This is a genomic window from Candidatus Sarcina troglodytae, assembly GCF_015708635.1.
Lineage (GTDB): Bacteria > Bacillota > Clostridia > Clostridiales > Clostridiaceae > Sarcina > Sarcina ventriculi.
The window spans coordinates 2,147,996-2,171,211 of sequence record NZ_CP051754.1 but is presented as its reverse complement, the minus strand read 5'-3'; the positions used below and the strand labels follow the sequence as shown (position 1 = coordinate 2,171,211).

Genomic DNA, 23,216 nt, shown 5'->3' with positions numbered 1-23,216 from the left:
TTAGTGCTAACAACTGGAGGTGGATTAAATGAATATTACTGACGTGAGAATCAGAAAAATTACAACAGAAGGAAAAATGAAAGCTATTGTTTCTATAACTTTTAATGAAGAATTTGTAATTCATGATATTAAGGTTATTGAAGGACAAAATGGATTATTTATTGCAATGCCAAGCAGAAAGACACCAGACGGTGAATTTAAAGATATTGCGCATCCAATAAATAGTGCAACAAGAGAGAAGATTCAAAAGGCTATTTTAGATGAATATGAAAAAGTAAAGAATTCTGAGTTACAAGGAATATCTACACAGGAATAGTTTTGAAAAGTAAAAGGATAATTTCCTTTTACTTTTCTTTTTAAATGTATTTACACTATATATAATAAGTGTTGAAAAGAAATGGTTAATAAAATATAATTAGAATGATATGAGCGTACTATTTAGAATATTTCAATTACGAAGAATATGAATATACTAAATTTTAATAGAAAGAGGTGAAGTTATGGACAGATATGCCATAATATTAGCAGCCGGACAAGGAAAAAGAATAAAGTCTAATCTTCCAAAAGTTTTACATAAAGCTTGTGGAAAAGAAATGGTGAATCATGTTATTGATACTATGAGAGAAGCCGGAATTGATGATGTAAATGTAATAATTGGAAAGGGTGCGAAACTTGTACAAGATAGAACAAGCTCAAGAAATGTTACATATTCATTGCAAGAAGAGCAATTAGGTACAGGACATGCTGTTAAATGTGCAAAAGCTTTCTTAGATGGGAAATCTGGTGTAGTAGCAATATTTACAGGAGATGCACCATTAATAAAAGCTTCTACAGTTAAAAAGTTAATCGATACCCATATAGCAAATAACAACTGTGCTACATTACTAACATCTATTGTAGAAAATCCAACTGGTTATGGAAGAATAGTTAGAAATAATAATGTAGTTGAAAAAATAGTTGAGCATAAAGACTGTAGCGAAAATGAATTAAACATAAATGAAATAAATGCGGGAATGTACTGTTTTGATATAAAGAATCTTTTAGATGCATTAGGAAAGTTATCAAATAATAATGCTCAAGGCGAATATTACTTAACCGATGTTATAGAAATATTTAAATCAAATGGAGAAAAAATAGGAGCAATGGTTACAAATTTTGAAGAAACTTTAGGTGTTAATTCAAGAAGTGAACTTGCCGTTGTTGAAAATATATTAAGAAAAAGAATAAATAAAATACATTTGGATAATGGGGTTACTATAATTGACCCCAATAATACGTATATAGGTGTTGATGTTAAAATAGGACAAGATACAATAATATATCCAGGAAATGTTATAGAAGGGAATACCGTAATAGGTGAATCATGTGTTATATATCCTAACTCAAGAGTAAATAATAGTATTATAGAAGAAGGTGTAGAAATACAATCTTCTGTTATTTTAGATAGTAAAATAGGTAAAAATACGACAGTAGGTCCTTTTGCTTATATAAGACCTGAAAGTAATATAGGAAATAGTGTGAGAATTGGTGATTTTGTAGAAATTAAAAAATCTACAATTGGAGATAATACTAAAGTGTCACATTTAACATATATAGGAGATGCTGAAGTTGGTACTTCTTGTAATTTTGGTTGCGGTACTGTGGTTGTTAATTATGACGGAAAGAAAAAACATAAAACTAAAATAGGAAATAATGTTTTTATAGGATGTAACACAAATCTTGTTGCTCCAGTTGAAGTTAAAGATAATTCATATACAGCAGCAGGATCTACTATAACTAAAGAAGTGCCTGAGGGTTCTTTAGCAGTTGCTAGAGCGAGACAAAAAAATATTGATGGTTGGGTAGAGAGAAACAACAATAAATAATTTCAAATATAAAGGTTAAATTATTATTTCAAGGAGGTCTTCATCATAATGGAAAATAATAAAATAAATACAAAAGCATTTACAGAAAATTTTCCTCTAGAAGAATTAGTTATGCTAAATACTATAGCCCTACCAGAAGATAATAAAAACTTAAATGAATTTAAGTTGTTATCTATTGCACCTCTTTTAGCAGATGCTATTAAGAGGATTTATGATGATAAACCTTTAAGTAGCTTGTTTTAAACCCAAAGTTTATATACAAAGTGTAGTAGAAAAAGGAATATAGGTGTCTACTGCACTTTTCTTTTAATAATTAAAATGCAATATCAAAAGATAATATGTAGGAGGATTATGTTATGGAAAGCTTAAAGGAGAAAATTTTAATAGTTGATGATGATGAAAATATATGCGAGGTAATAAGAATATATCTAGAATCAGCTAATTATGATGTTAAGACAGTTCATGATGGAGGAATGGTTCAAGGTATTTTTATGAGATATAAACCAGATTTAGTCATATTAGATATGATGCTTCCAAACATAGAGGGTATAGATCTTTTAAAATGGATAAGAAAAGAAGGAAATGTTCCAGTCATAATGTTAACTGCAAAAGGAGAAACGTTTGATAAAGTTTTAGCTCTTGATTTAGGGGCGGATGATTATGTAGTTAAGCCGTTTGAACCAAAAGAGTTGATAGCTAGAGTTAAGGCTGTTATGAGAAGATACACAGTAGAAGATAAGGCTTTAGAAAAAAAATTAGAGTTTAAAGATTTAATTATAGATTTAAATTCTTATAAAGTTATTTATAAAGGTGAAGAATTGAAAATGCCTCCTAAGGAGTTTGAACTTTTATATTATTTAGCAAGTAATAGAAATAAGGTTTTTACAAGGGAACAATTGCTTTGTGAAGTGTGGGGATATGATTATCCAGGAGATTCTAGAACAGTTGATGTGCATGTGAAAAGATTAAGAGAAAAATTAAATAATGAAAGCGAATGGCAATTAGAAACTGTTTGGGGAGTTGGATATAAATTTGAGGTGAAATAATGAAAAGAAAGAGCTTAGTATTTAAGCTTATAGCGACGATAAGTGTAATTATACTTATAGTATTTTTTACCACTGGAATTATTTTATCCTATTTTGTAAGACAGGATTATTTTAATTTGGAGAAAGAAAAGCTAGATATGGAGAGCAATACTATACAAGAAATTGCTGTAAAATATCAAGGTGGCACATCTGAAGATAGAGAAAATATCTATACAATGCTACATCTAATTTCAAATTATTTAGAAGCAGACATAATGCTTGTCAATAGTTCAGGTTATATCTATGGGATATCAAATGATAAGTATCAATACTTGTACAATAAAAGATATACAAGTTTTAATGTAGAGAATTTAAAAAATGATAATATATTAGAATATAAAAGTGGAGATAAATACATATATTGCAGGGGTATGTATAATAGCAATGATGAATTTATTGGTGGGATAGTATATGTAATTCCTCAGGAAACTATAAATAGACCGATAGATGATATGTATAATATCATATGGATTTCAGTTGTTATAGCTATTATTATATTAAATATTTTATTTTATTTTATTTCAAAGAAATTTATAATTGAACCTTTAGAATCAATAAATAATGTGGCTAAAGATTTTTCTAATGGTTATTTTGAAAAAAGAGTAAGTATTAAAAATAATGATGAGATTGGAGATTTGGCTAAAACATTTAATAATATGGCAGATTCTATAGAAGAGGCAGAGAATAATAGGCGAGAATTTATATCAAATATATCTCATGAATTAAGATCACCTATAACATCTATAAAAGGTTTTATAACGGCTATTTTAGATGGTATTATACCTAAAGAAAAGGAAAAAGATTATTTAAATATAGCAAATGATGAGATAATGCGTCTTACAAGGCTTGTTAATGATCTTTTAGATTTATCGGCAATGCAAGCTGGTAAAGTTCAGTTTAACTTTATGAAAATAGATATAAATAAGGCTGTAAGAATAACTGTACTTAAAATGGGTCAAAAAGCTTTAGAGAAAAATATAAAAATAGATATAAATTTAAATGGAAAAAATCTTTTCGTTTTAGCTGATAATGATAAAATAATTCAGGTCTTGATTAATCTTATAGATAATGCTATAAAATATTGTAATAAAGGTGGTAAAATATTAGTAAGCACTAAAGTTAAAAATGAAAAAGTTATTGTGTCAGTTTATAATAATGGTCCGTGTATTAAAGAGGAAGACTTAAAGTATATCTGGGATAGGTTTTATAAAGCTGATAAGTCTAGAACTAATAAAACCAGTACAGGTCTTGGACTTCCTATAGTTAGAAATATAATATTACAACATAATGAAGAGATTTGGATTGATAATACTGATAAGGGAGTAAGCTTTAGCTTCACCTTAAAAAGAATTAAAGATGATTAATTTTAAATTTTATTTACCCTTCGCAGATTATGTGAAGGGTAAGGTTTTTGCATATACAATTTTAATTGAATATAATAGAAATAAAGGAGAAAATTTCAATGTTTTTAATAGTTGGACTTGGAAATGTAGGAAAAGAATACGATAATACAAGGCATAATATAGGTTTTCAGGCTATAGATTATATAGCAGCTAAGTATAATATTGATATAAACAGGATAAAATTTAAGGGAATATATGGGGATGGAATAATAGAGGGAAACAAAGTAATTCTATTAAAACCTACAACTTATATGAATCTAAGTGGAGAGAGTATAAGGGAGGTTATGAATTTTTATAAAATATCAGAGGAAGAGCTAATAGTATTGTATGATGATATAAGTTTGCCAGTTGGAAGGCTTAGAATAAGGGAAAAAGGAAGTGCTGGTGGACATAATGGAATAAAGAGCATTATAGCTAATATTGGAACAGAAAAATTTCCAAGAGTTAAAATAGGGATAGGACAACCTAATCATGATTTAGTTGGTCATGTTCTAGGAAAGTTTACGTCTGAAGAAAGTGAAATTTTAAATAAGGTTATTCCAGTTTGTTCAGATGCTGTAGCTGAAATGATAAAAAAATCAGTAAAAGATTCAATGAATATATATAATGGTTTCAAAGTTGATTAGGAAAATGGAGGTGTCTAGTTTGAGACTACAAGGGTTAATAAATCCTTTATTAAATAGTGATAGCTTTACAAGCATAAAAGATTCTTTAAATAGAAATAAAAATTTAGAGATAAATGGACTTTCTGAATCTGGAAAAAGTTATATGATAAATGCTATTTATGAGGAGCAAGACAAATCTATGGTTATAGTAACCCATAGTGATATAGAAGCTAGAAATATGTGTGAGGATTTATCGTTTTACACACAGGATGTTTATTATTTACCTGCAAAGGAAATAGTATTTTATAATATTGCAGCTATATCTGGCGATTTAAGATGGGCTAGATTATCTGTTATAAGGGAAATATTAAATAAGAAAAAGAAAATAATTATAGTAACTATGGATTCTTTTGCGACAACATATACACCTGTTAATTTATTTAAGGAAAATACTATTAAATTAAAGGCTGGAAAGGAACTAAATTTATTAGAGTTATCTAAAAAGCTTTTAGGGTGTGGATACGAAAGAGTAGAGGTTGTTGAAGGAAAGGGAGAATTTTCTTTAAGAGGTGGGATATTAGATATATATCCACCTAATAGTTCTGTTCCATATAGAATTGAGCTTTTTGGAGATGAAATTGAGTCAATTAGAAGATTTAATGTAGAATCTCAAAGAAGTATTGATAAGATAAGGGAAATTGAAATTTTTCCAGCTAAAGAAATAATATTAAATGATGAGATTGTAGATTATGCTATAAAAAATATAAGTTCTGAACTTGAAAATTTTAAAGAATCAAAAAATCATGATGATGAAGTTATAAACAGAGTCTGTGATATGGTAAATAGGAATATAGAAAATTTAAAGGAAAATTGGACTTTTGAAACTATAGATAGTTACCTTCCTTTTTTCTTTAAAAAGCCGTCTACACTTTTTGACTATTTGGATAATTATTTAATGATAATAGATGATACAAAAAGATGTAGAGGAAAGCTTGATAGTACAATTATTGAATTTAAAGAAAATTACGAATCTTTTTTGGAAAGAGGAAGTATACTTCCATCGCAGGGGAATTTATTGTTAGATGAAGAGATTATTATTAATTCTTTTAAAGATAGAAAAATAGTAGCTATAAATTCTTTTGAAGGAAGTAAAGATTTTTATTCTTTGTGTGAAAGTGCAACTTTTAAGCAAGGCACATTAAATAATTATCAAGGACAGTTAGATTTTCTTATAGATGATATTAAAGATAGAAAAGCTAGAGGTTTTAAGACGATTATTTTAGCAGGAACAAAGCCAAGGGGGGAAAGGCTTGTTAACACTTTAAGGGAAAATGATATAGAGAGTGTATACAAGGAAAAAATAGATGAAATTAAGGATGGAGAAGTTGTCATAACTTATGGAAGTCAACTTAAAGGTTTTGAATATTCGGACTTAAAATTATGTTTAATTTCAGATAAAGAATTTTTTGGTGAAGGAAAAAGAAAATCATCAAAGAAAAAAATAAAACAAAAAGGTGTAGCCAAAATAGCAAGCTTTGGAGAACTTAAGCCAGGTGATTATGTAGTTCATGTAAATAGTGGTATTGGTGTTTATAAAGGCATAAAGCAAATAGAAGTACAAGGTCATATGAGGGATTACTTAGATATTGAGTATACCAAAGGAGATAAACTTTATGTTCCTGTTGAACAATTGGATTTAGTTCAAAAGTATATAGGTTCAGAAGGAAGTTCTCCTAAGGTAAATAAGCTTGGAGGAAATGAATGGATAAAAGCCAAAGCCAAAGCTAGAAAATCTATAAATGATATAGCTGAAGATTTGGTAAACCTTTATGCAACAAGAGCTGCATTAAAGGGATATAAGTTTTCAAAAGATACTCAATGGCAAAAACAGTTCGAGGATGAGTTCCCTCATGATGAAACACCAGATCAATTAACATCTTTAGAAGAAATAAAAAAAGATATGGAATCTGATAAGCCTATGGACAGACTTTTATGTGGAGATGTTGGTTATGGTAAAACAGAGGTTGCAATAAGAGCAGCTTTTAAAGCTGTTATGGATGGAAAGCAAGTAGCATTTTTAGTTCCAACAACTATATTAGCAGACCAACATTACAATAACTTTTTAAAAAGATTTTCAGGATTTCCTATAAAGGTTGATATGGTAAGTAGATTTAGAAGTCGAAAACAACAAACAGAAACTATTAAGGCATTAAAAGAAGGTAATGTAGATATCTTAATAGGAACTCATAGGCTTGTTTCTAAAGATATAGAATTTAAAGATTTAGGTCTTTTAATAGTAGATGAAGAACAAAGATTTGGAGTTGCTCAAAAGGAAAAAATTAAAAGTGTTAAAAAGAATGTAGATGTTTTAACCCTAAGTGCTACGCCTATTCCAAGAACACTTCATATGTCATTAACAGGAGTTCGTGATATATCAGTAATAGAAACGCCACCAGAGGATAGATATCCGATACAAACTTATGTTGTAGAACAAAATGATCAATTGATAAGAGATGCTATTCTTAGAGAAATAGGAAGAGGTGGTCAAGTTTATTTTGTATATAATAGAGTTGAAAGTATACAAAGCATGGCAAGTTATATTCAAAATTTAGTTCCAGAAGGAAAGGTAACTATTATTCATGGTCAAATGACAGAAAGGCAATTAGAAAAAGAAATGATTGCTTTTATGAATAAGGAGTTTAATATATTAGTTTGCACATCAATAATAGAAACTGGAATAGATATTCCAAATGTTAATACAATGGTAGTCTATGATGCAGACAAAATGGGACTATCTCAACTTTATCAGTTAAGGGGAAGAGTAGGAAGAAGTAATAGGGTTGCTTATACTTATTTTACTTATCAAAAAGATAAGATTTTAACAGAAGTTGCTGAGAAGAGACTTAAAGCTCTTAAAGATTTTACAGAACTAGGTTCGGGATTTAAAATTGCTATGAGAGATTTAGAAATAAGAGGAGCAGGAAATATGATGAGTTCTGCTCAACATGGTCAAATGGCTGCTGTTGGATATGATTTATATTGTAGAATGCTTGAGGATACTATAAAGCTAATTAAAGGTGATATAGATCAAGAACCAGTTGAAACAACAGTTGATATAAAAGTTGATGCATTTATTCCATCAACGTATATAGAAGATGAGATACAAAAAATTGAGATATATAAAAAAATAGCATCTATTCAAAATATGGATGATTATGTATATGTTGAGGAGGAACTTGGAGATAGATTTTCAACCATACCAAAAGAGATTTACAATCTCATGGATATAGCATATATAAAAAGTAAAGGAAAAATTTTAAATATAGAAGAAATAAAAGAGATAAATAATGAGGTTATATTCAAATTTGAAAGTAGAGAAAGAACTGATAAACAGTTATTTATAAGGCTTTTAGAAAAGAATAAAGAAAATATATTGTTTAGATTTGGTGATAAACCAGCCTTTGTTTATAAATATAAGGATATGAAAAAAGAAAGTGTTTTAGAAAAATTTAAAGAAATATTGGATGATTTAGTTTCCTATAAAAATAAAAAATTGAAATAAAATTGTAATATTGGTATATTATTATAAAGTTAACATTATAAAAATATGAAAATATAAGGAAATTAAGTGAGGGGAATTATGAAAACTTGGAAAAAATTAGTGTTAGTTATAGCTGCTGGAGTTGTAACAATTGGTGGAGTTTGTCTTACTATGGTTGAGAAAACAGATGAGGCAATACAAAAAACTGTTGTGGCTGTTGTAAATGATGAGGATATAACATTAGGGGAGGTTAATGGAAATTTAAAGGGATTGTATACAACATTAGAAACACAATATGGTAGTGATTATCTTAAGGATTCGCAAATACAATCTAGAGTATTATATGAAAGACAGAGTATGTTAAGCTCCTTGGTTCAAGAAAAACTTATGGTTTTACAAGCTGAAAAGTTGGGAATAGTGCCATCAGAAGATGAAATAAATATTCAAATAGATGCTAAAATGGAAAGTCTTAAAGAGTATTTAGGAGATGACTATGAGGAATATATAGAAACATATGGGGAAAGTTCTGTTAAAGAAATGTTTAAAAATTCTATAATATGCGAGTTGCTTGAAGAGTATATGACTAAGGATTTGTCAGTTTCTGATGAAGAAGTTGAAACTTATTATAATGAGAATAAAAATGATTATTTAAATTATGGAAGTGCTAATATTAAGGAACTTTCATTTAAAACTGAAGAGGAAGCAAAGGTTGCAAGTGAAGCTACAAAAAATGGTACAGCAACTTTTGATGCTTTATATAACGAATATGTAGCTAATGTTGAAAAGGCAGAAGCAGAGGATGCAACAGATGAAGAGAAAAATCTTCCGACAGCTAGTGATTTAGGAAAAATAGGTTATAACTCAACTACTTATGAAACTACATTTATGGAAGCTGTAAAAGGTATAACAGAAAGTAAGGGGGTATCAGAAGTTATAAATTACAATTCAAAGTATGTTATACTTGAAGGAGATAATGTAGTGGCAACAACTGAAAAACCTTTAGATGGTGAATTAAAGGAAGAAGTAAAGGAAAAAGTTTTATATAATAAAAAGGTTGATGTTATGACTGAAGGATTAACTGCTTGGGAAGAGGAATTTAATGCAAAAACTTATACTGATAAGTTAAAAGAAGGTTTATAAATTATTTAAAAAATCGCAAAGTATTGATACTTTGCGTTTTTTTTGTTTTTAAATTTAATATTTAATTTTTAAAGTAAAATTTTCTTTATAGATAAATTATAACCAATGTGTATAAAATTTGAAATTAATAAGATACTAATATTGAAAACTAGATATAGTAATACCCTATTTTATTAAAAATAATTATACATAGATAATTAAGGAGGAAAAAACAAATGAAAGCAACAGGAATAGTTAGACGTATTGATGATTTAGGAAGGGTTGTAATTCCAAAAGAAATTAGGAGAACACTAAGAATTAGAGAAGGAGATCCATTAGAAATATTTACTGATAGAGAGGGTGGAGTTATATTAAAAAAATATTCTCCAATTGGTGAATTAACAGATTTTTCAAAAGAATACGCTGAAGCATTACAACAAACTATGGGACATATAATTTTAATTGCTGATAATGATGCCTTTATATCAGTAAGTGGCACTACAAAAAAAGAATTTATAGATAAAAAAGTTAGTGATGAACTAGAACAAGTAATAGAAAATAGAAAAACAGTTATTTTGGGTGAAGATGGAAAAAATGTAATACCTCTATATAACGATGATGATGAATCTAAATATTCAAGTCAAGTTATATCACCAATTATAGCAGAGGGAGATGTGATAGGCTCTGTTATAATAATTTCTAAAGAAGATGAAAAATTAGGAGAATTAGAAAGTAAATTGGCAGAAACTGCAGCTGTATTTTTAGGAAAACAAATGGAGCAATAATATTTAATTATCATTAGGAATAATACCTCTAGATTAACAATAAAATTAAACAGTTAATAATATCTGGAGGTATTTATGAAAAAGCAATCATTGGTTAAGGGTAGTTTAATACTAGTTTTTGCTAGCATATTAGCAAAATTTTTAGGTATATTTTTTAGATGGCCACTAATAATGTTAATAGGGGATGAAGGGCTTGGATATTATCAAATGACTTATCCCCTTTATATGTTGTTTATAGCTATATCAACTGGAGTTCCAATAGCTGTTTCAAAGCTTATATCTGAAAAAATAGCGCTAGGAAAAAGAGATGAAGTGTTTCAGGTTATAAAAGAAGCATTAAAAGTAATGATTTTATTGGGTCTTGGGACAACCATTTTTCTAGGGGGTTTTGGAAAGGTTATTATACATGCGTTAAAATGGGATGAAAAAGCGTACTATTCAATACTTGGAGTTTGTTTAGCTCCTCTTTTTATAGGATTTATGACACCACTTAGAGGTTTCTTTCAAGGAATGCAAAATATGACACCAACAGCAGTATCTCAAGTTATAGAACAGATAGGTCGCGTGTTTTTTGGTGTTGGACTAGCGTTCTTATTATTTCCATATGGAATAGAAAAAGCGGCAGGGGGAGCTTCTTTTGGTGCAGCGGCAGGAGCGATTTTAAGTGGTTTATATCTTTGGCCTAAGTATTTAAAAGTTAAAAAAGAAAATAACATAAGAAAAATAAGTAGAAGCGATAAGGTATTTATGGAAATAATGAAAGTAGCACTTCCGATATCAGTAGGAGCAGCTGTAGGAAGTATTATGGGAGTTATAGATTCTGTTTTAGTCCCACAGAAACTTTTACAATCAGGAATGAGTATGCAAAATGCAACGATACTTTACGCACAACTAACAGGAAAAGCATCAATATTTACTAATATTCCAATGACTTTAACGGCAGCATTATCTGCTTCAATAATTCCAATAATATCTGAACTTTATATATTAAAAAATAAAAATGGTTTAGAAAATAAAATAAATTTATCTATAAAGCTTAGTATGTTAGTTGCGTTACCTTGTTTTTTAGGATTATATTTTATGGCAGGGCCTATAATGAAATTAATATTTCCAGGGAAATCAGAAGGGTTTATTATTCTTAAATATTTAGCATTAAGCATTCCATTTTTAGTAATAACCAATATAACAACATCAATTTTACAAGGAACAAGATATTATTATAGACCAGTTTTAAATTTATTTATTGGGTGTGTAATAAAAGTAATTTTAACTACTATTTTAGTTCCAATGCCAAATTTAAATATATATGGAGCAGTTATAGCGACTATATCAGCTTATTTTGTAGTAGCAATATTAAATGTTATTTACATGGTTAAGAAATTAAAATGCAGATTTTATTTTACAGATATAGTAACAAAACCTATCATTGCATCCTTATTAATGATTACAGGTGTCTTATTAACATATTTAAAAATTACGGATATAGGAATAAATAGTAGTTTATCATGCTTGATTTCTATATTTATGGGTATTATTATATATGTAGTATTAATAATATTATTAAAAATATTAAGGTATGATGAGATTAAGGAAAGAAAAATATATAAAAAATAAATTAATCTTAACATATTTTATATTTTACACGAAGGAGAGCTGTTATGCTAAAGATAGTAGGTCTAGGCCCTGGAGATTATAATGCATTAACTATAGGTGTTTTAAATGAGCTTAAAAAAAACAAAAATATTTATTTTAGAACAGAAAAACACCCTACAGTTGATTTTTTAAAAGAGCAAGGTATAATATTTAATACTTATGACCATGCTTATGAAATGTTTGATAGTTTTGATAATGTTTATGAATATATTGCAAATGATATAATAAAAAATTTGGCCGATAAAGAAGAAATAATATATGGAGTTCCAGGACATCCGTTGGTAGCGGAAAAATCAGTTTTAAATTTAATAGAACTTTGTAAGAAGAATAATATAGAGTATAAATTATATCCAGCTGTTAGCTTTATAGATGCTATCATGGAGAGTTTAAAAATAGATCCAATAGAAGGCATAAAAATAATTGATGCTTTTGATATAAATAATCAAATCATTGATAAGAGAATAGGATGTGTAATAACTCAAGTTTATAATAAATTTATAGCTTCTGAAGTTAAAATAAAACTTTTGGAAGGATATAATGAAGATACAGAGATATTTTTTGTTAGAGCAGCAGGAATCGAAGGGCTAGAAAGTATAAGAAAAATTCCTTTGTACGAATTAGATTGGCAAGAAGATATAGATTATTTAACGTCAATTTATATTCCTAAAGATTTAAATAACAAAAAAGATTTTTATGATTTTGTTGATTTAATAGATACTTTAAGAGGGGAAGATGGTTGCCCTTGGGATAGAGAACAAACTCATAAAAGTATTAAAAGGAATGTAATAGAGGAAAGCTTTGAAGTTTTAGATGCAATAGAAAAAGAGGACGAAAATGCACTCATAGAGGAGCTTGGAGATGTACTTTTACAAGTGATTTTTCATTCATCTATAGGAAAAGAAGATGGTTATTTTGACATAAATGATGTTATACAAGGCATATATAATAAAATGCTATATAGACATCCTCATGTCTTTAAAGATTTAAAAATAAGTTCAGCAGAAGAAGTATTAGATAATTGGGATGAGATTAAGCAAAAAGAAAAAGGATTTTCAACACTAACAGAAGAAATGAAAAGTATAGCAGATGCGTTACCAGCTTTGATAATTGCAAGTAAAGTACAAAATAAAGCTAAAAAGGTTGGATTTGATTTTGATAGTGCCTCTGACGCTATTAAAAAAATAGAAGAAGAGTTAGATGAAGTGAAGGACGTATATAAAGATGAAAATAAGTCAAGAATAGAAGAAGAACTTGGAGATTTACTATTTTCATGTGTAAACTTATCAAGATTATTAAATATTGACTGTGAAGAAGCTCTTAGAAAAACAATAAAAAAATTTATTGCTAGATTTTCTTATATGGAGAAAAAAACTTTAGAAAAACATAAATTTCTTAAGGATTTAACATTAGAACAAATGGATGAGCTTTGGAATGAGGCTAAAAACTTTCAATAAAATCATAAAAATAAGCTTTTAAAATAATTATATTATTATTTCTTAGATAATATAGAATCATTGACTATACAAAGAAAAAAATATATTGTATGATAATATAAGCTAAGTTTAGTATTTATAGCTATATTAAAAAATTAGCTAATTACGTAAATTTAAGGAGGATGTAAAAGTGAATAAAGCAGAATTAATAACAAAAATGGCTGAAAAGTCTGGATTAACAAAGAAGGATACTGAAACAGCTTTAAGAGGATTTATAGAAAGTGTTACTGAAGCTTTAGAAAATAAGGAAAAAGTTCAATTAGTTGGTTTTGGAACTTTTGAAACAAGAGAAAGAGCTGCAAGAGAAGGAAGAAACCCAAGAACTAAAGAGGCAATAATTATTCCTGCATCAATAGCTCCTGTTTTCAAACCTGGTAAAGAGTTAAAGGAAAAAGTTAATAAGTAATTTTGAAAAGAACCTAAGAAATCTTAGGTTCTTTAATAATATTTAGGTTTATAGGAGGAAAATATATGAGATTAGATAAATATTTAAAAGTATCTAGAATTATAAAGAGAAGAACTGTAGCAAAAGAAGCTTGTGAGGGTGGGAGAGTTAGTATAAATGGGAAGGTGGCAAAACCATCAACTAATTTAAAAGAAGATGATATTATAGAAATAGTTTTTGGAAATAAAGTATTAAAAGCAAAAATTATAAATTTAGCTGAACATGTTAGAAAAGAAGATGCAAAAAATATGTATGAAATAATAGAAGGCGAAGAGGATACAGAATAAAAGTATAAATGTCTCCATATTTAAAAATTGAGTTAGTTATTTTTTATGTTGAGTTAGCATAATTATAATTTAGAAAATATTTTAAAGTTTTTAATATATGGAGGAGTTTTATGGAAAATAAACTTGTAAAAGAAGAAAATAAAAATAGTTTAAATCTTGAAGATAGAAAAGTTTTAGTAGTAAATGGAGTATTAGAGGTATTAAATTTTAATGATGAGAAGATAACAGTAAACACTAATTTAGGCTCTTTAGCTATAAAAGGGAAAAATCTTAGAGTGAAAAAATTAGACTTGGAAAATAGTGAAATAATAATTCATGGATATGTAGACAGCTTAATATATTCAGGAACAAAGGCTAGAAGAAAAAGAAGATTTATAATTCCTAGATTAGGGAGATAATAATTATTATGTTATTGCCATTAAAAATACAGTTTGATATGATAATATACCCATTTATAGCTGGCTTTATAATAGGTATTTTTTTCGATATTTACAGGATAATAAGGGGAAAAGAGAGAATAAAAATTATAAGTATATTACAAGATGTATTATTTTGGATATTATGTAGTATAATAGTATTTATATTTTTATTAAAGTTTAATTATGGTTTTTTAAACCTATATGTGTATGTATTTATACTTTTGGGAATGGGAATATATTTTATTTTCTTGTCTAAAAAACTACTGAAATTTGAATCTTTGCTTATAAGGAAATTATTAAAAATTATAAGGGTAATATTTAAGAATTTAATATATATATTTAAAAGTATTTTTATAAAATAATTACTAAAGAATTGAAAAAAATCTTGAATAAAAAAATAATAGTGTTTAAAATATACTTATAATAAGCCATTTTTTATTGGGGGACATATATGAGAAATGGAAAAATTAAAATTAAAACGTTAGTGGTTATGATAATATTTGGAGTATTTATTATAGCTTTTGTAAGACAGGAATCTACTATGAAAAGGTTAAATAAGAACATAGCTACAAAAAATGAAGAACTTCAGCAATTGCAAGAAGAAAATGTAAAGTTGCAGAATGAAGTTGATATGGTAAACTCAGATTCATATATAGAAAGATTAGCTAGAGAACGTCTTGGAATGATAAGAAATGGAGAAAAGGTTATAATAAGTTCTAGTGAATCTAATTAATTGTATTTTAGGTTATTATTTAAATAACATATATTTATTTTAAATTAATTTAAGGAGGAATCTTTTAAACATGACCTTAGAGGCAGGAAACATATTAGAAGGCAAAGTAATAAATATTACTAATTTTGGTGCATTTGTTGAAGTTGGTGGAAAGACAGGATTAGTTCACATCTCAGAAGTTGCTGATTCTTATGTTAAAGATATAAGAGAACATTTAAAAGAACAGGATGTAGTTAAAGTTAAAGTTCTTTCAGTAGATGATAATGGTAAGATGAGTTTATCTATTAAACAAGCAATGCCACCTAAAAGAAAATCCGCTAAACCTATAGAAATAGATTGGATTTCAGAGAAAAGAAAAACTTCTTCAAATAATTTTGAGGATATAATGTCTAAGTTTTTAAAAGATAGCGAAGAAAGACTTCAAGATGTTAAAAAACATCAAGATGTTAAAAATAAAAAGAGAAGTTACTAAAATTTAAATTAACATAATAATAGTATTTATTATGGTTAGTATATTATATATGGAGTAAATTCATTTTAAATTAAAATCAAGTATGGTAATGGCTGTTTCAAAATTATTTACATTCTTTTTAATTTACATTTACGTTAATATAAATTTTTAAGAATTATCTATATTTGATACAGCCTTTATGTCTGTTATAGAATTATAAAAAAAATTTTAAAAAAGTGTTGACACTTACTAAAGTGTTATGTATAATAAAACATGTCGCTAAGATAACTAAAGAAATTAAATGTATGCCGAAGTGGCGGAACTGGCAGACGCACAGGACTTAAAATCCTGCGATGCTAACACATCGTACCGGTTCGATTCCGGTCTTCGGCACCAAATATCGCGGGGTGGAGCAGTTGGCAGCTCGTCGGGCTCATAACCCGAAGGTCGTAGGTTCAAGTCCTGCCCCCGCAACCAAATTATGGCGGGATAGCTCAGCTGGCTAGAGCATTCGGTTCATACCCGAAGGGTCGTAGGTTCAAGTCCTATTCCCGCTACCATTTAAATTAAATATATGCCGAAGTGGCGGAACTGGCAGACGCACAGGACTTAAAATCCTGCGATGCTAACACATCGTACCGGTTCGATTCCGGTCTTCGGCACCAAAACTCATCTAAATTTTTAGATGAGTTTTTTGTGTTTTCAATAAAAAATGATATATAGTATTTTATTTTATTTTTGTGTAGATTATTATAAAAAAAAATAAAAAAATATATATAAAAAGAGAAATATGTCTTACGAAAATGTAAAAAAAATACATAAATTTATATAAAAAAATATCCCATATTGGTATAATATAATTACAATTAATGGAAGAGGTGAATTGTATGCAATATGGAGCTAAAGTTAATAATTATGGCGACAATAAAAATTCTATATTAAAAAACAATAGTTATGTTGTTATAAATTTTGTTTTGTATTTTATTATAGGATTATTAATAAGCAGGGTTAACATAGCTATGAGCTTTGGCGGTTTTAATAGTTTAGCACCTTTTGGGATAGCATATTCTTTATCTGTAATGAAAAAAGATAGAAAAACATTTTATTGTGCTTCGCTAGGAATATTTTTAGGATATATAACTCTTTTTAATAAGGTGAAAGAATTTCCTCTATATTTAATAATATTGATGCTAATAATTATTTTACAAACTGCTAATATGAAAATAACTGATAATCAAAAGATTAGGCTTAGTTTTTTAATTGTGTTTTTTACAGTTTTATCATATGGTGTATTCATAAGTAAGACTGATTTCATTATAAATATAATAATATCTTTTATAATTTCAGGTCTTATTTATCCTATATATTTTATGATGATATATAGTATAAAATGTTTAGATAATATCTATAATAGGCATATGTTTAATAGTAATGAAATTATAACTTTGGGATTATTTATAGCATTGCTTATAGTTGGAATTGGAGAGATTTCATTATTTCAGATTGGGTTTAGAAATATAGTAGCATTACTATTTGTTATTTCTATCTCGTATGGAATTAGTTATAATATGGGAGCTTGTATTGGTGCTATTATGGGAATTGTTTTAGGCTTTGTTTCTGGAAATTTACCTTTGTATATAGCAATTTATAGCTCTTGTGGTCTTGTAGCTGGAATATTTAAAGAAACAGGAAAAATATTAACATTTTTTTCTTTTAATATAATGTATTTAATTATAAATATGTATTGTGAAACTCTAACTCAATATGGAATGATAGAAGTATTAATTGCAACTGGTATATTTTTTTTAATTCCTAAAAATTTATATAAGCATATATTTTTAGAACAGAATGAAGATATAAAAGTAAATAAATATAATGAAAATTGTTTGGATAAGATTACAAATGATTTCACTATAAAGGTGAGGAATTTAACTGATATTTTAGGGATGATTGGGAATATATTAAATTACAAAAGAGACGAGGAGTTTTCTCTAGAAAATAAATATAATGTATTAATAGATGATATATCGGAAAAAACTTGTGTAAATTGTGAAAGAAAGTTAGTATGTTGGAAGAACGAATTGACTTCAACTTACAATTCATTTGTAGAACTTATAGATAATTGTCAAAATGATATGTTTCCGTTAGAGCTTGAGAAGAAGTGTTTAAAAAAATATACGTTGATAAAAAATTTAGAAAATACAATGTCTATTTATAGAATTAATGAAAATCTCAAAAAAAGATTGAAGGAAGGACGAGAACTTCTATCAAAAAATATAAATAATATGGCTTTGACTATAAACGAGCTTGCTGATAATTTTCAAGGGGAGCTAGATATTTTAACAGGAGTAGAAAATGATGTTAAAGTTGCTTTAAGTAAAGAATATATAGTATATAATGATGTATTATGCTATAACGATAAATATGGAAGGCTTAATGTAAAGATACAATTGGATAATTTTAATCAAATGGAAATTTGTGAATATATAGTGCCTATAGTCAGTAGTGCAGTTGGAAAAACTATGAGTCTTTGTGAAAATGGTTTTGAAATGAATAAAAGTGTTAATAGGTGGGAAGCTTGTTTTGAGGAAGCGACTAAATATAAAGTTACATCTTATGTAGCTGCTGATAAAAAATTTGATGAAAAATATACAGGTGATTCTTATAGTAATGGTAAAACCAAAGATGGAAGTTATATAATGGCTATATCAGATGGTATGGGCTCAGGAAAGGGCGCTGGTACAGAAAGTAAAATGGCTATCGAGATTATGGAAAAATTTATAGAACTTGGATTTGACGATATAATAGCTATAAATACTATAAATTCTATAATAGGAATTAAGTTTGATGAGGAAGAAAAGTTTGCAACTTTAGATATGCAGAAGATAGATTTATATAATGGAAAAGTTAAATTTATGAAGGTTGGAGCTGTAGAGAGTTTTATAAAGAGAAAAAAGGATGTTGAAGTCATAAACTCTAATTCTTTACCTTTTGGCGTATTGGATAGAGTAGATATAGATATAGTAGAAAAAAATGTTAAAAACGGGGATTTGATAATAAGTATAAGTGATGGTATTTTAGATAATAAAGAAAATAGTTCTTTTAATGTTGAGTGGCTTGTCAATTTTTTAGAAAATACTAATATCAAGCAGCCAAAAGATCTTGCTATAAGTATACTAAAAAAAGCTAAGGAATTTAATGAAGGAAAAGCTAAAGATGATATGACTGTAATTGTGTCAAAAATTTTTACAGAAGGTTAAAATAATAGATAATAACTAAATTATAGTTATTATCTATTAAAATTTTATTAGTGTACAAAATTTTTAATTTTAATATTTGAAGATATTATAAAACTAATTTATAATTCTAACTAAAGATTTAATATGCTATAATGTTATAAGGTTAAATTTATAATGGAGTGTGTTTAATAGTGGAAAATAAAGTTTTGGGTTTTATAAAAGAAAACTCCATGATTAAAGATAAAGATAGAATATTGGTAGCTTTATCTGGAGGTCCTGATTCTATTTGTCTTTTAAATATTTTGAATGAACTAAAGGAGAATTTAAATATAACTATATTTGCAGCTCATGTTAATCATTGTTTAAGAGGGGATGCAGCATTAGATGATGAGAATTATTGTTTAAATTTTTGTAAAAATTTAAATATACCTTGTTATATTAAACGAGTAGATATTAAAAAATTAGCTAAAGATAAGGGTGTATCTACTGAAATGGCAGGAAGAGATGCGCGTTATGAATTTTTTGAAGAATTAATGAAGACATTAAATATAGATAAAATAGCAATAGCGCATAATGCTAATGATCAGGCTGAAACTATTATAATGAGAGCTATTAGAGGGACTGGTATAGATGGTTTAGTTGGAATTAGGCCAATTAGAGATAATAAATACATAAGACCTATTTTATGCTTAACAAGAGATGAAATAGAGAAATATTGCATAATAAAAGAATTAAATCCTCATATTGATAAGAGTAATTTAGAAGAAATTTATTCAAGAAATAAAATAAGGTTAAAAGCCATACCTTATATAGAGGATAACTTTAATAAGGAGGTTATTTTTGCCTTAAATAGACTAGCTTATAGTTGTAGTAAAGATATAGAGTTAATCAATAGTATAATAAAATCTAAATATAGTGAATATTGTATTATAGAAAAAGCTTATATTATTATTAAAAAGCAGGCTTTTGAAGAAATGGATGCTGTAATTACAAGAATTATTAGAAAAGCTTTAGCTGATATTAGTTTGAGATTCAATAATTTTGAAATGAAGCACATATATGACATAATAAGCCTTCAAAAAGGAACTTCGGGAAAGAAAATAAATATAACTAATAATGTTGTAGCGATTAATGAGTATGGGGATATAAAGTTAAAAGTAAATAATAATACAAAAGAAGAAAATAATCATGTTAGTGTTGAAGAATTAAAAATTTCCAAAAAAGATATAGAAAATAGTGATTTTTGCTATGCAAATGGTGATTTTACTTTTAAAATATATAATAAGAACAATTTTAATGGATTTGTTAATAACAATTTCATAAAAGTATTTGATATTTCTAACATTTCGACTATAACTATAAGAGGTAGAAAAAGTGGAGATAAAATAATTCCATTAGGAATGAAAGGAAATCAAAAAATAAAAAATATATTAATTGATGCTAAAGTTCCTAAAGATTTAAGAGATACCATACCTTTAATATTATTTGATAATGAGGTAGCTTGGATTTTGGGATTAAAAACTAGTGATAAATTTAAAGTCACTAAAAATACTAAAACATTTTTAGAAATAAGATATAATAGGAAAGGACATGATTATGAATAGTATTACAAATGATATTGAAGAAACTCTTTACTCAGAAGAAGAAATATTAAAACGTGTTGAAGAGATTTCAATGCAAATATCAAAAGACTACGAAGGTAAAGATTTATTAATAGTAGGTATTCTAAAGGGTTCTGTAATTTTCACATCAGATCTTGCAAAACATATAAAGATACCTTGTTCTTTAGATTTTATGGCTGTATCTAGTTATGGCAGTTCAACAGAAAGTTCTGGTGTTATAAAAATACTAAAGGATTTAGATGAAGATATTGAAGGAAAACATGTTTTAATAGTAGAAGATATAGTAGATACAGGAATAACTTTAAGTTATCTTTTAGAGTATTTAAATGTTAGAAAGGCTGCTAGTATAGAAATAGTAGCACTATTAAATAAAAAAGCTAGAAGAAAAGCAGATATTAAGGTGAAATATATTGGATTTGATATTCCTGATGAATTCATAGTTGGATATGGCATGGATTATAGTGAAAAATATAGAAATCTGCCATTCATAGGAATATTAAAAAGAGAAATATATGAAAAATAATCATCACTAAATATAAAATTTTATGATATAGAGAGGAGGCAAATGCAATGAGAAAGACATCCAAATTAACTGTGTGGATTGTTGTACTTATAATGATTATAATGGCTGCTGTTACTTTATATAATAGTGGAGATGTTAGTTCAACTATTGGGTACAGTCAATTTGAGCAAAGTTGGAGAGACAATCAAGTTGCTACAGCTAATGTAAATGTAAGTAAAGATTTAATTTCAGGAACTATGAGAAATGGTTCAAAATATAATGTAGTAGTTCCTACTGAAACATTTAATCAATTATTAACACAATATTCAAGTACTAATACTGCTGTAATACAATTTCAACAAACAAATAGTTCATCAGCATGGATATCAGTTGTTCCAACAATACTTATGGTAGTAGTATTTTTAGTATTTTTCTTTATGATAATGAATCAATCTCAAGGTGGTGGAGGAAATAGAGGTGTAATGAACTTTGGTAAGAGTAAGGCTAAAATGGCTCCACCAAATAGCAACAAGGTTACTTTTAAAGATGTAGCTGGTGCAGATGAAGAAAAAGCAGAACTTGAAGAAATAGTAGACTTTTTAAAACAACCTAAAAAATATATAGAAATGGGTGCTAGAATTCCGAAGGGAGTATTATTAGTTGGTCCTCCAGGAACTGGTAAAACATTGTTAGCTAAAGCAATATCTGGCGAAGCTGGTGTACCATTCTTTAGTATATCAGGTTCAGATTTTGTTGAAATGTTTGTTGGTGTTGGTGCGTCAAGAGTTAGAGATATGTTTGATCAAGCTAAGAAAAATGCTCCTTGCATAGTATTTATTGACGAAATAGATGCTGTTGGTAGACAAAGAGGAGCTGGTGTTGGTGGTGGTCATGATGAAAGGGAACAAACTTTAAATCAGCTTTTAGTTGAGATGGATGGATTTGGAGTTAATGAAGGAATAATCATGATTGCGGCAACTAATAGACCAGATATATTAGACCCTGCACTTTTAAGACCAGGTAGATTTGATAGACAAATAGTAGTTGGTGCTCCAGATGTAGCGGGAAGGGAAGCTATACTTAAGGTCCACACTAGAAATAAACATTTAGGTGATGATGTGGAATTAAAAGTATTAGCTAAAAGAACACCTGGATTTACTGGGGCTGATTTGGAAAATCTAACTAATGAAGCAGCACTTTTAGCAGTTAGAAGAAATAAGATGACAATTGATATGGATGATATAGAAGAAGCTATAACAAGAGTAATAGCAGGACCAGAAAAGAAAAGTAGAGTGATGAGTGCTCACGATAAAAAAATTACGGCTTATCATGAAGCGGGTCATGCGGTGGCTATGAGAATGCTTGAACATTCTGATCCAGTTCATGAAATAAGTATAATCCCAAGAGGAATGGCAGCAGGATATACTATGCATCTTCCAGAAAATGATAGAAGTCATATATCTAAATTGAAATTAAAAGATGATATGGTAGGGCTTTTAGGTGGAAGAGTTGCTGAACAAATAATAATTGGAGATATAAGTACTGGTGCTAAAAATGATATAGATAGAACTAGCAGTATTGCAAGAAGTATGGTTATGCAGTATGGTATGAGTAGTAAAATTGGTACTATATCATTTGGAAATGATAATGGCGAGGTATTCTTAGGTAGAGATATGGGAAAAAGCAGCAATATAAGTGAGGAAACAAGTGCTAAAATAGACGAAGAAGTTAAGGCACTTATAGATGAAGCTTATAAAAGAGCTGAAAAAATATTAAATGAAAATGTTAATAAACTTCATGCAGTTGCTCAAGCTTTGCTTGAAAAAGAAAAAATTGATGGAGAAGAATTCGAAAGAATATTCCAAAACTCATAAAATAAAGCAGTTAAGCCTTTGGTTTAACTGCTTTATTGAATTATACAAGTATTAAAATAATTTAAAGTTCGTATATAATAAAACTTTTTTAAAAA

The 23,216-nt window shown here is 27.8% G+C and carries 20 protein-coding genes, 4 tRNA genes and 1 pseudogene; all 25 read left to right on the top strand.

From position 1 onward, the window contains the following. Positions 1 to 28: 28 nt before the first annotated feature. The 25 genes and pseudogenes from spoVG to ftsH all read left to right on the top strand — a co-directional run bounded on the left by spoVG (position 29) and on the right by ftsH (position 23,121). Positions 29 to 316, top strand: coding sequence for a septation regulator SpoVG (gene spoVG, locus HH195_RS10165; protein ID WP_058993329.1), 288 nt, complete (start codon positions 29 to 31; stop codon positions 314 to 316). Between the two features lie 184 nt (positions 317 to 500). Continuing rightward, complete coding sequence (glmU, locus tag HH195_RS10160) at positions 501 to 1,865, top strand: bifunctional UDP-N-acetylglucosamine diphosphorylase/glucosamine-1-phosphate N-acetyltransferase GlmU (protein WP_196370995.1); 1,365 nt, start codon at positions 501 to 503, stop codon at positions 1,863 to 1,865. A gap of 93 nt (positions 1,866 to 1,958) precedes the next feature. Then, a pseudogene (locus HH195_RS10155) lies at positions 1,959 to 2,108 on the top strand (ribose-phosphate pyrophosphokinase); the annotation flags it as partial. 113 nt (positions 2,109 to 2,221) lie between these two features. Next, positions 2,222 to 2,911 carry a response regulator transcription factor gene (locus tag HH195_RS10150; protein ID WP_196370994.1) on the top strand — a complete coding sequence of 230 codons (690 nt, stop codon included), beginning with the start codon at positions 2,222 to 2,224 and terminating at the stop codon, positions 2,909 to 2,911. Then, a complete protein-coding gene (locus HH195_RS10145) occupies positions 2,911 to 4,314 on the top strand; it encodes a sensor histidine kinase (protein ID WP_196370993.1) in 1,404 nt (467 codons plus the stop codon). The genes HH195_RS10150 and HH195_RS10145 overlap by 1 nt, the downstream gene beginning before the upstream one ends. A gap of 98 nt (positions 4,315 to 4,412) precedes the next feature. Next, positions 4,413 to 4,979 carry an aminoacyl-tRNA hydrolase gene (gene pth, locus HH195_RS10140; protein ID WP_112365420.1) on the top strand — a complete coding sequence of 189 codons (567 nt, stop codon included), beginning with the start codon at positions 4,413 to 4,415 and terminating at the stop codon, positions 4,977 to 4,979. A 19-nt stretch (positions 4,980 to 4,998) separates the two neighbouring features. Then, a complete protein-coding gene (mfd, locus tag HH195_RS10135) occupies positions 4,999 to 8,520 on the top strand; it encodes a transcription-repair coupling factor (protein WP_196370992.1) in 3,522 nt (1,173 codons plus the stop codon). A 78-nt stretch (positions 8,521 to 8,598) separates the two neighbouring features. Next, entirely contained in the window at positions 8,599 to 9,639 is a 1,041-nt protein-coding gene (locus HH195_RS10130; RefSeq protein WP_196370991.1) for a SurA N-terminal domain-containing protein, read from the top strand. A gap of 215 nt (positions 9,640 to 9,854) precedes the next feature. Next, positions 9,855 to 10,403, top strand: coding sequence for a stage V sporulation protein T (spoVT, locus tag HH195_RS10125; RefSeq protein ID WP_055258697.1), 549 nt, complete (start codon positions 9,855 to 9,857; stop codon positions 10,401 to 10,403). 75 nt (positions 10,404 to 10,478) lie between these two features. Then, complete coding sequence (locus HH195_RS10120) at positions 10,479 to 12,017, top strand: putative polysaccharide biosynthesis protein (protein ID WP_196370990.1); 1,539 nt, start codon at positions 10,479 to 10,481, stop codon at positions 12,015 to 12,017. A gap of 44 nt (positions 12,018 to 12,061) precedes the next feature. Beyond that, positions 12,062 to 13,510 carry a bifunctional methyltransferase/pyrophosphohydrolase YabN gene (gene yabN, locus HH195_RS10115; protein ID WP_112365416.1) on the top strand — a complete coding sequence of 483 codons (1,449 nt, stop codon included), beginning with the start codon at positions 12,062 to 12,064 and terminating at the stop codon, positions 13,508 to 13,510. Positions 13,511 to 13,679: 169 nt separating this feature from the next. After that, positions 13,680 to 13,955: an HU family DNA-binding protein gene (locus tag HH195_RS10110; protein WP_055258692.1), complete on the top strand. Its 276-nt coding sequence runs from the start codon at positions 13,680 to 13,682 to the stop codon at positions 13,953 to 13,955. Between the two features lie 65 nt (positions 13,956 to 14,020). Further along, positions 14,021 to 14,281 carry an RNA-binding S4 domain-containing protein gene (locus HH195_RS10105; protein ID WP_055258690.1) on the top strand — a complete coding sequence of 87 codons (261 nt, stop codon included), beginning with the start codon at positions 14,021 to 14,023 and terminating at the stop codon, positions 14,279 to 14,281. A gap of 110 nt (positions 14,282 to 14,391) precedes the next feature. Beyond that, on the top strand, positions 14,392 to 14,679 hold the full coding sequence (gene yabP / locus HH195_RS10100) for a sporulation protein YabP (protein ID WP_055258688.1): 288 nt from the start codon (positions 14,392 to 14,394) through the stop codon (positions 14,677 to 14,679). 8 nt (positions 14,680 to 14,687) lie between these two features. Beyond that, positions 14,688 to 15,062 (top strand): spore cortex biosynthesis protein YabQ, encoded by a 375-nt coding sequence (gene yabQ / locus HH195_RS10095; RefSeq protein WP_055258686.1) that lies wholly within the window; start codon positions 14,688 to 14,690, stop codon positions 15,060 to 15,062. Positions 15,063 to 15,151: 89 nt separating this feature from the next. Further along, positions 15,152 to 15,433 (top strand): FtsB family cell division protein, encoded by a 282-nt coding sequence (locus tag HH195_RS10090; RefSeq protein ID WP_055258684.1) that lies wholly within the window; start codon positions 15,152 to 15,154, stop codon positions 15,431 to 15,433. A gap of 70 nt (positions 15,434 to 15,503) precedes the next feature. Beyond that, positions 15,504 to 15,905 carry a S1 domain-containing RNA-binding protein gene (locus HH195_RS10085; RefSeq protein ID WP_055258682.1) on the top strand — a complete coding sequence of 134 codons (402 nt, stop codon included), beginning with the start codon at positions 15,504 to 15,506 and terminating at the stop codon, positions 15,903 to 15,905. 286 nt (positions 15,906 to 16,191) lie between these two features. Continuing rightward, positions 16,192 to 16,280, top strand: a tRNA-Leu gene (locus tag HH195_RS10080). 5 nt (positions 16,281 to 16,285) lie between these two features. Then, positions 16,286 to 16,361: transfer RNA gene (locus HH195_RS10075), tRNA-Met, on the top strand. Positions 16,362 to 16,367: 6 nt separating this feature from the next. Then, positions 16,368 to 16,444 (top strand) — tRNA-Met (locus HH195_RS10070). Positions 16,445 to 16,460: 16 nt separating this feature from the next. After that, positions 16,461 to 16,549 (top strand) — tRNA-Leu (locus HH195_RS10065). A 222-nt stretch (positions 16,550 to 16,771) separates the two neighbouring features. Beyond that, positions 16,772 to 19,144 (top strand): stage II sporulation protein E, encoded by a 2,373-nt coding sequence (spoIIE, locus tag HH195_RS10060; RefSeq protein WP_196370989.1) that lies wholly within the window; start codon positions 16,772 to 16,774, stop codon positions 19,142 to 19,144. A gap of 170 nt (positions 19,145 to 19,314) precedes the next feature. Further along, entirely contained in the window at positions 19,315 to 20,727 is a 1,413-nt protein-coding gene (gene tilS, locus HH195_RS10055; protein WP_196370988.1) for a tRNA lysidine(34) synthetase TilS, read from the top strand. Continuing rightward, positions 20,720 to 21,268, top strand: coding sequence for a hypoxanthine phosphoribosyltransferase (gene hpt, locus HH195_RS10050; RefSeq protein ID WP_055259166.1), 549 nt, complete (start codon positions 20,720 to 20,722; stop codon positions 21,266 to 21,268). Before tilS ends, hpt begins: the two co-directional genes overlap by 8 nt. Positions 21,269 to 21,315: 47 nt before the next feature. After that, complete coding sequence (ftsH, locus tag HH195_RS10045) at positions 21,316 to 23,121, top strand: ATP-dependent zinc metalloprotease FtsH (protein ID WP_055258676.1); 1,806 nt, start codon at positions 21,316 to 21,318, stop codon at positions 23,119 to 23,121. Positions 23,122 to 23,216 lie beyond the last annotated feature (95 nt).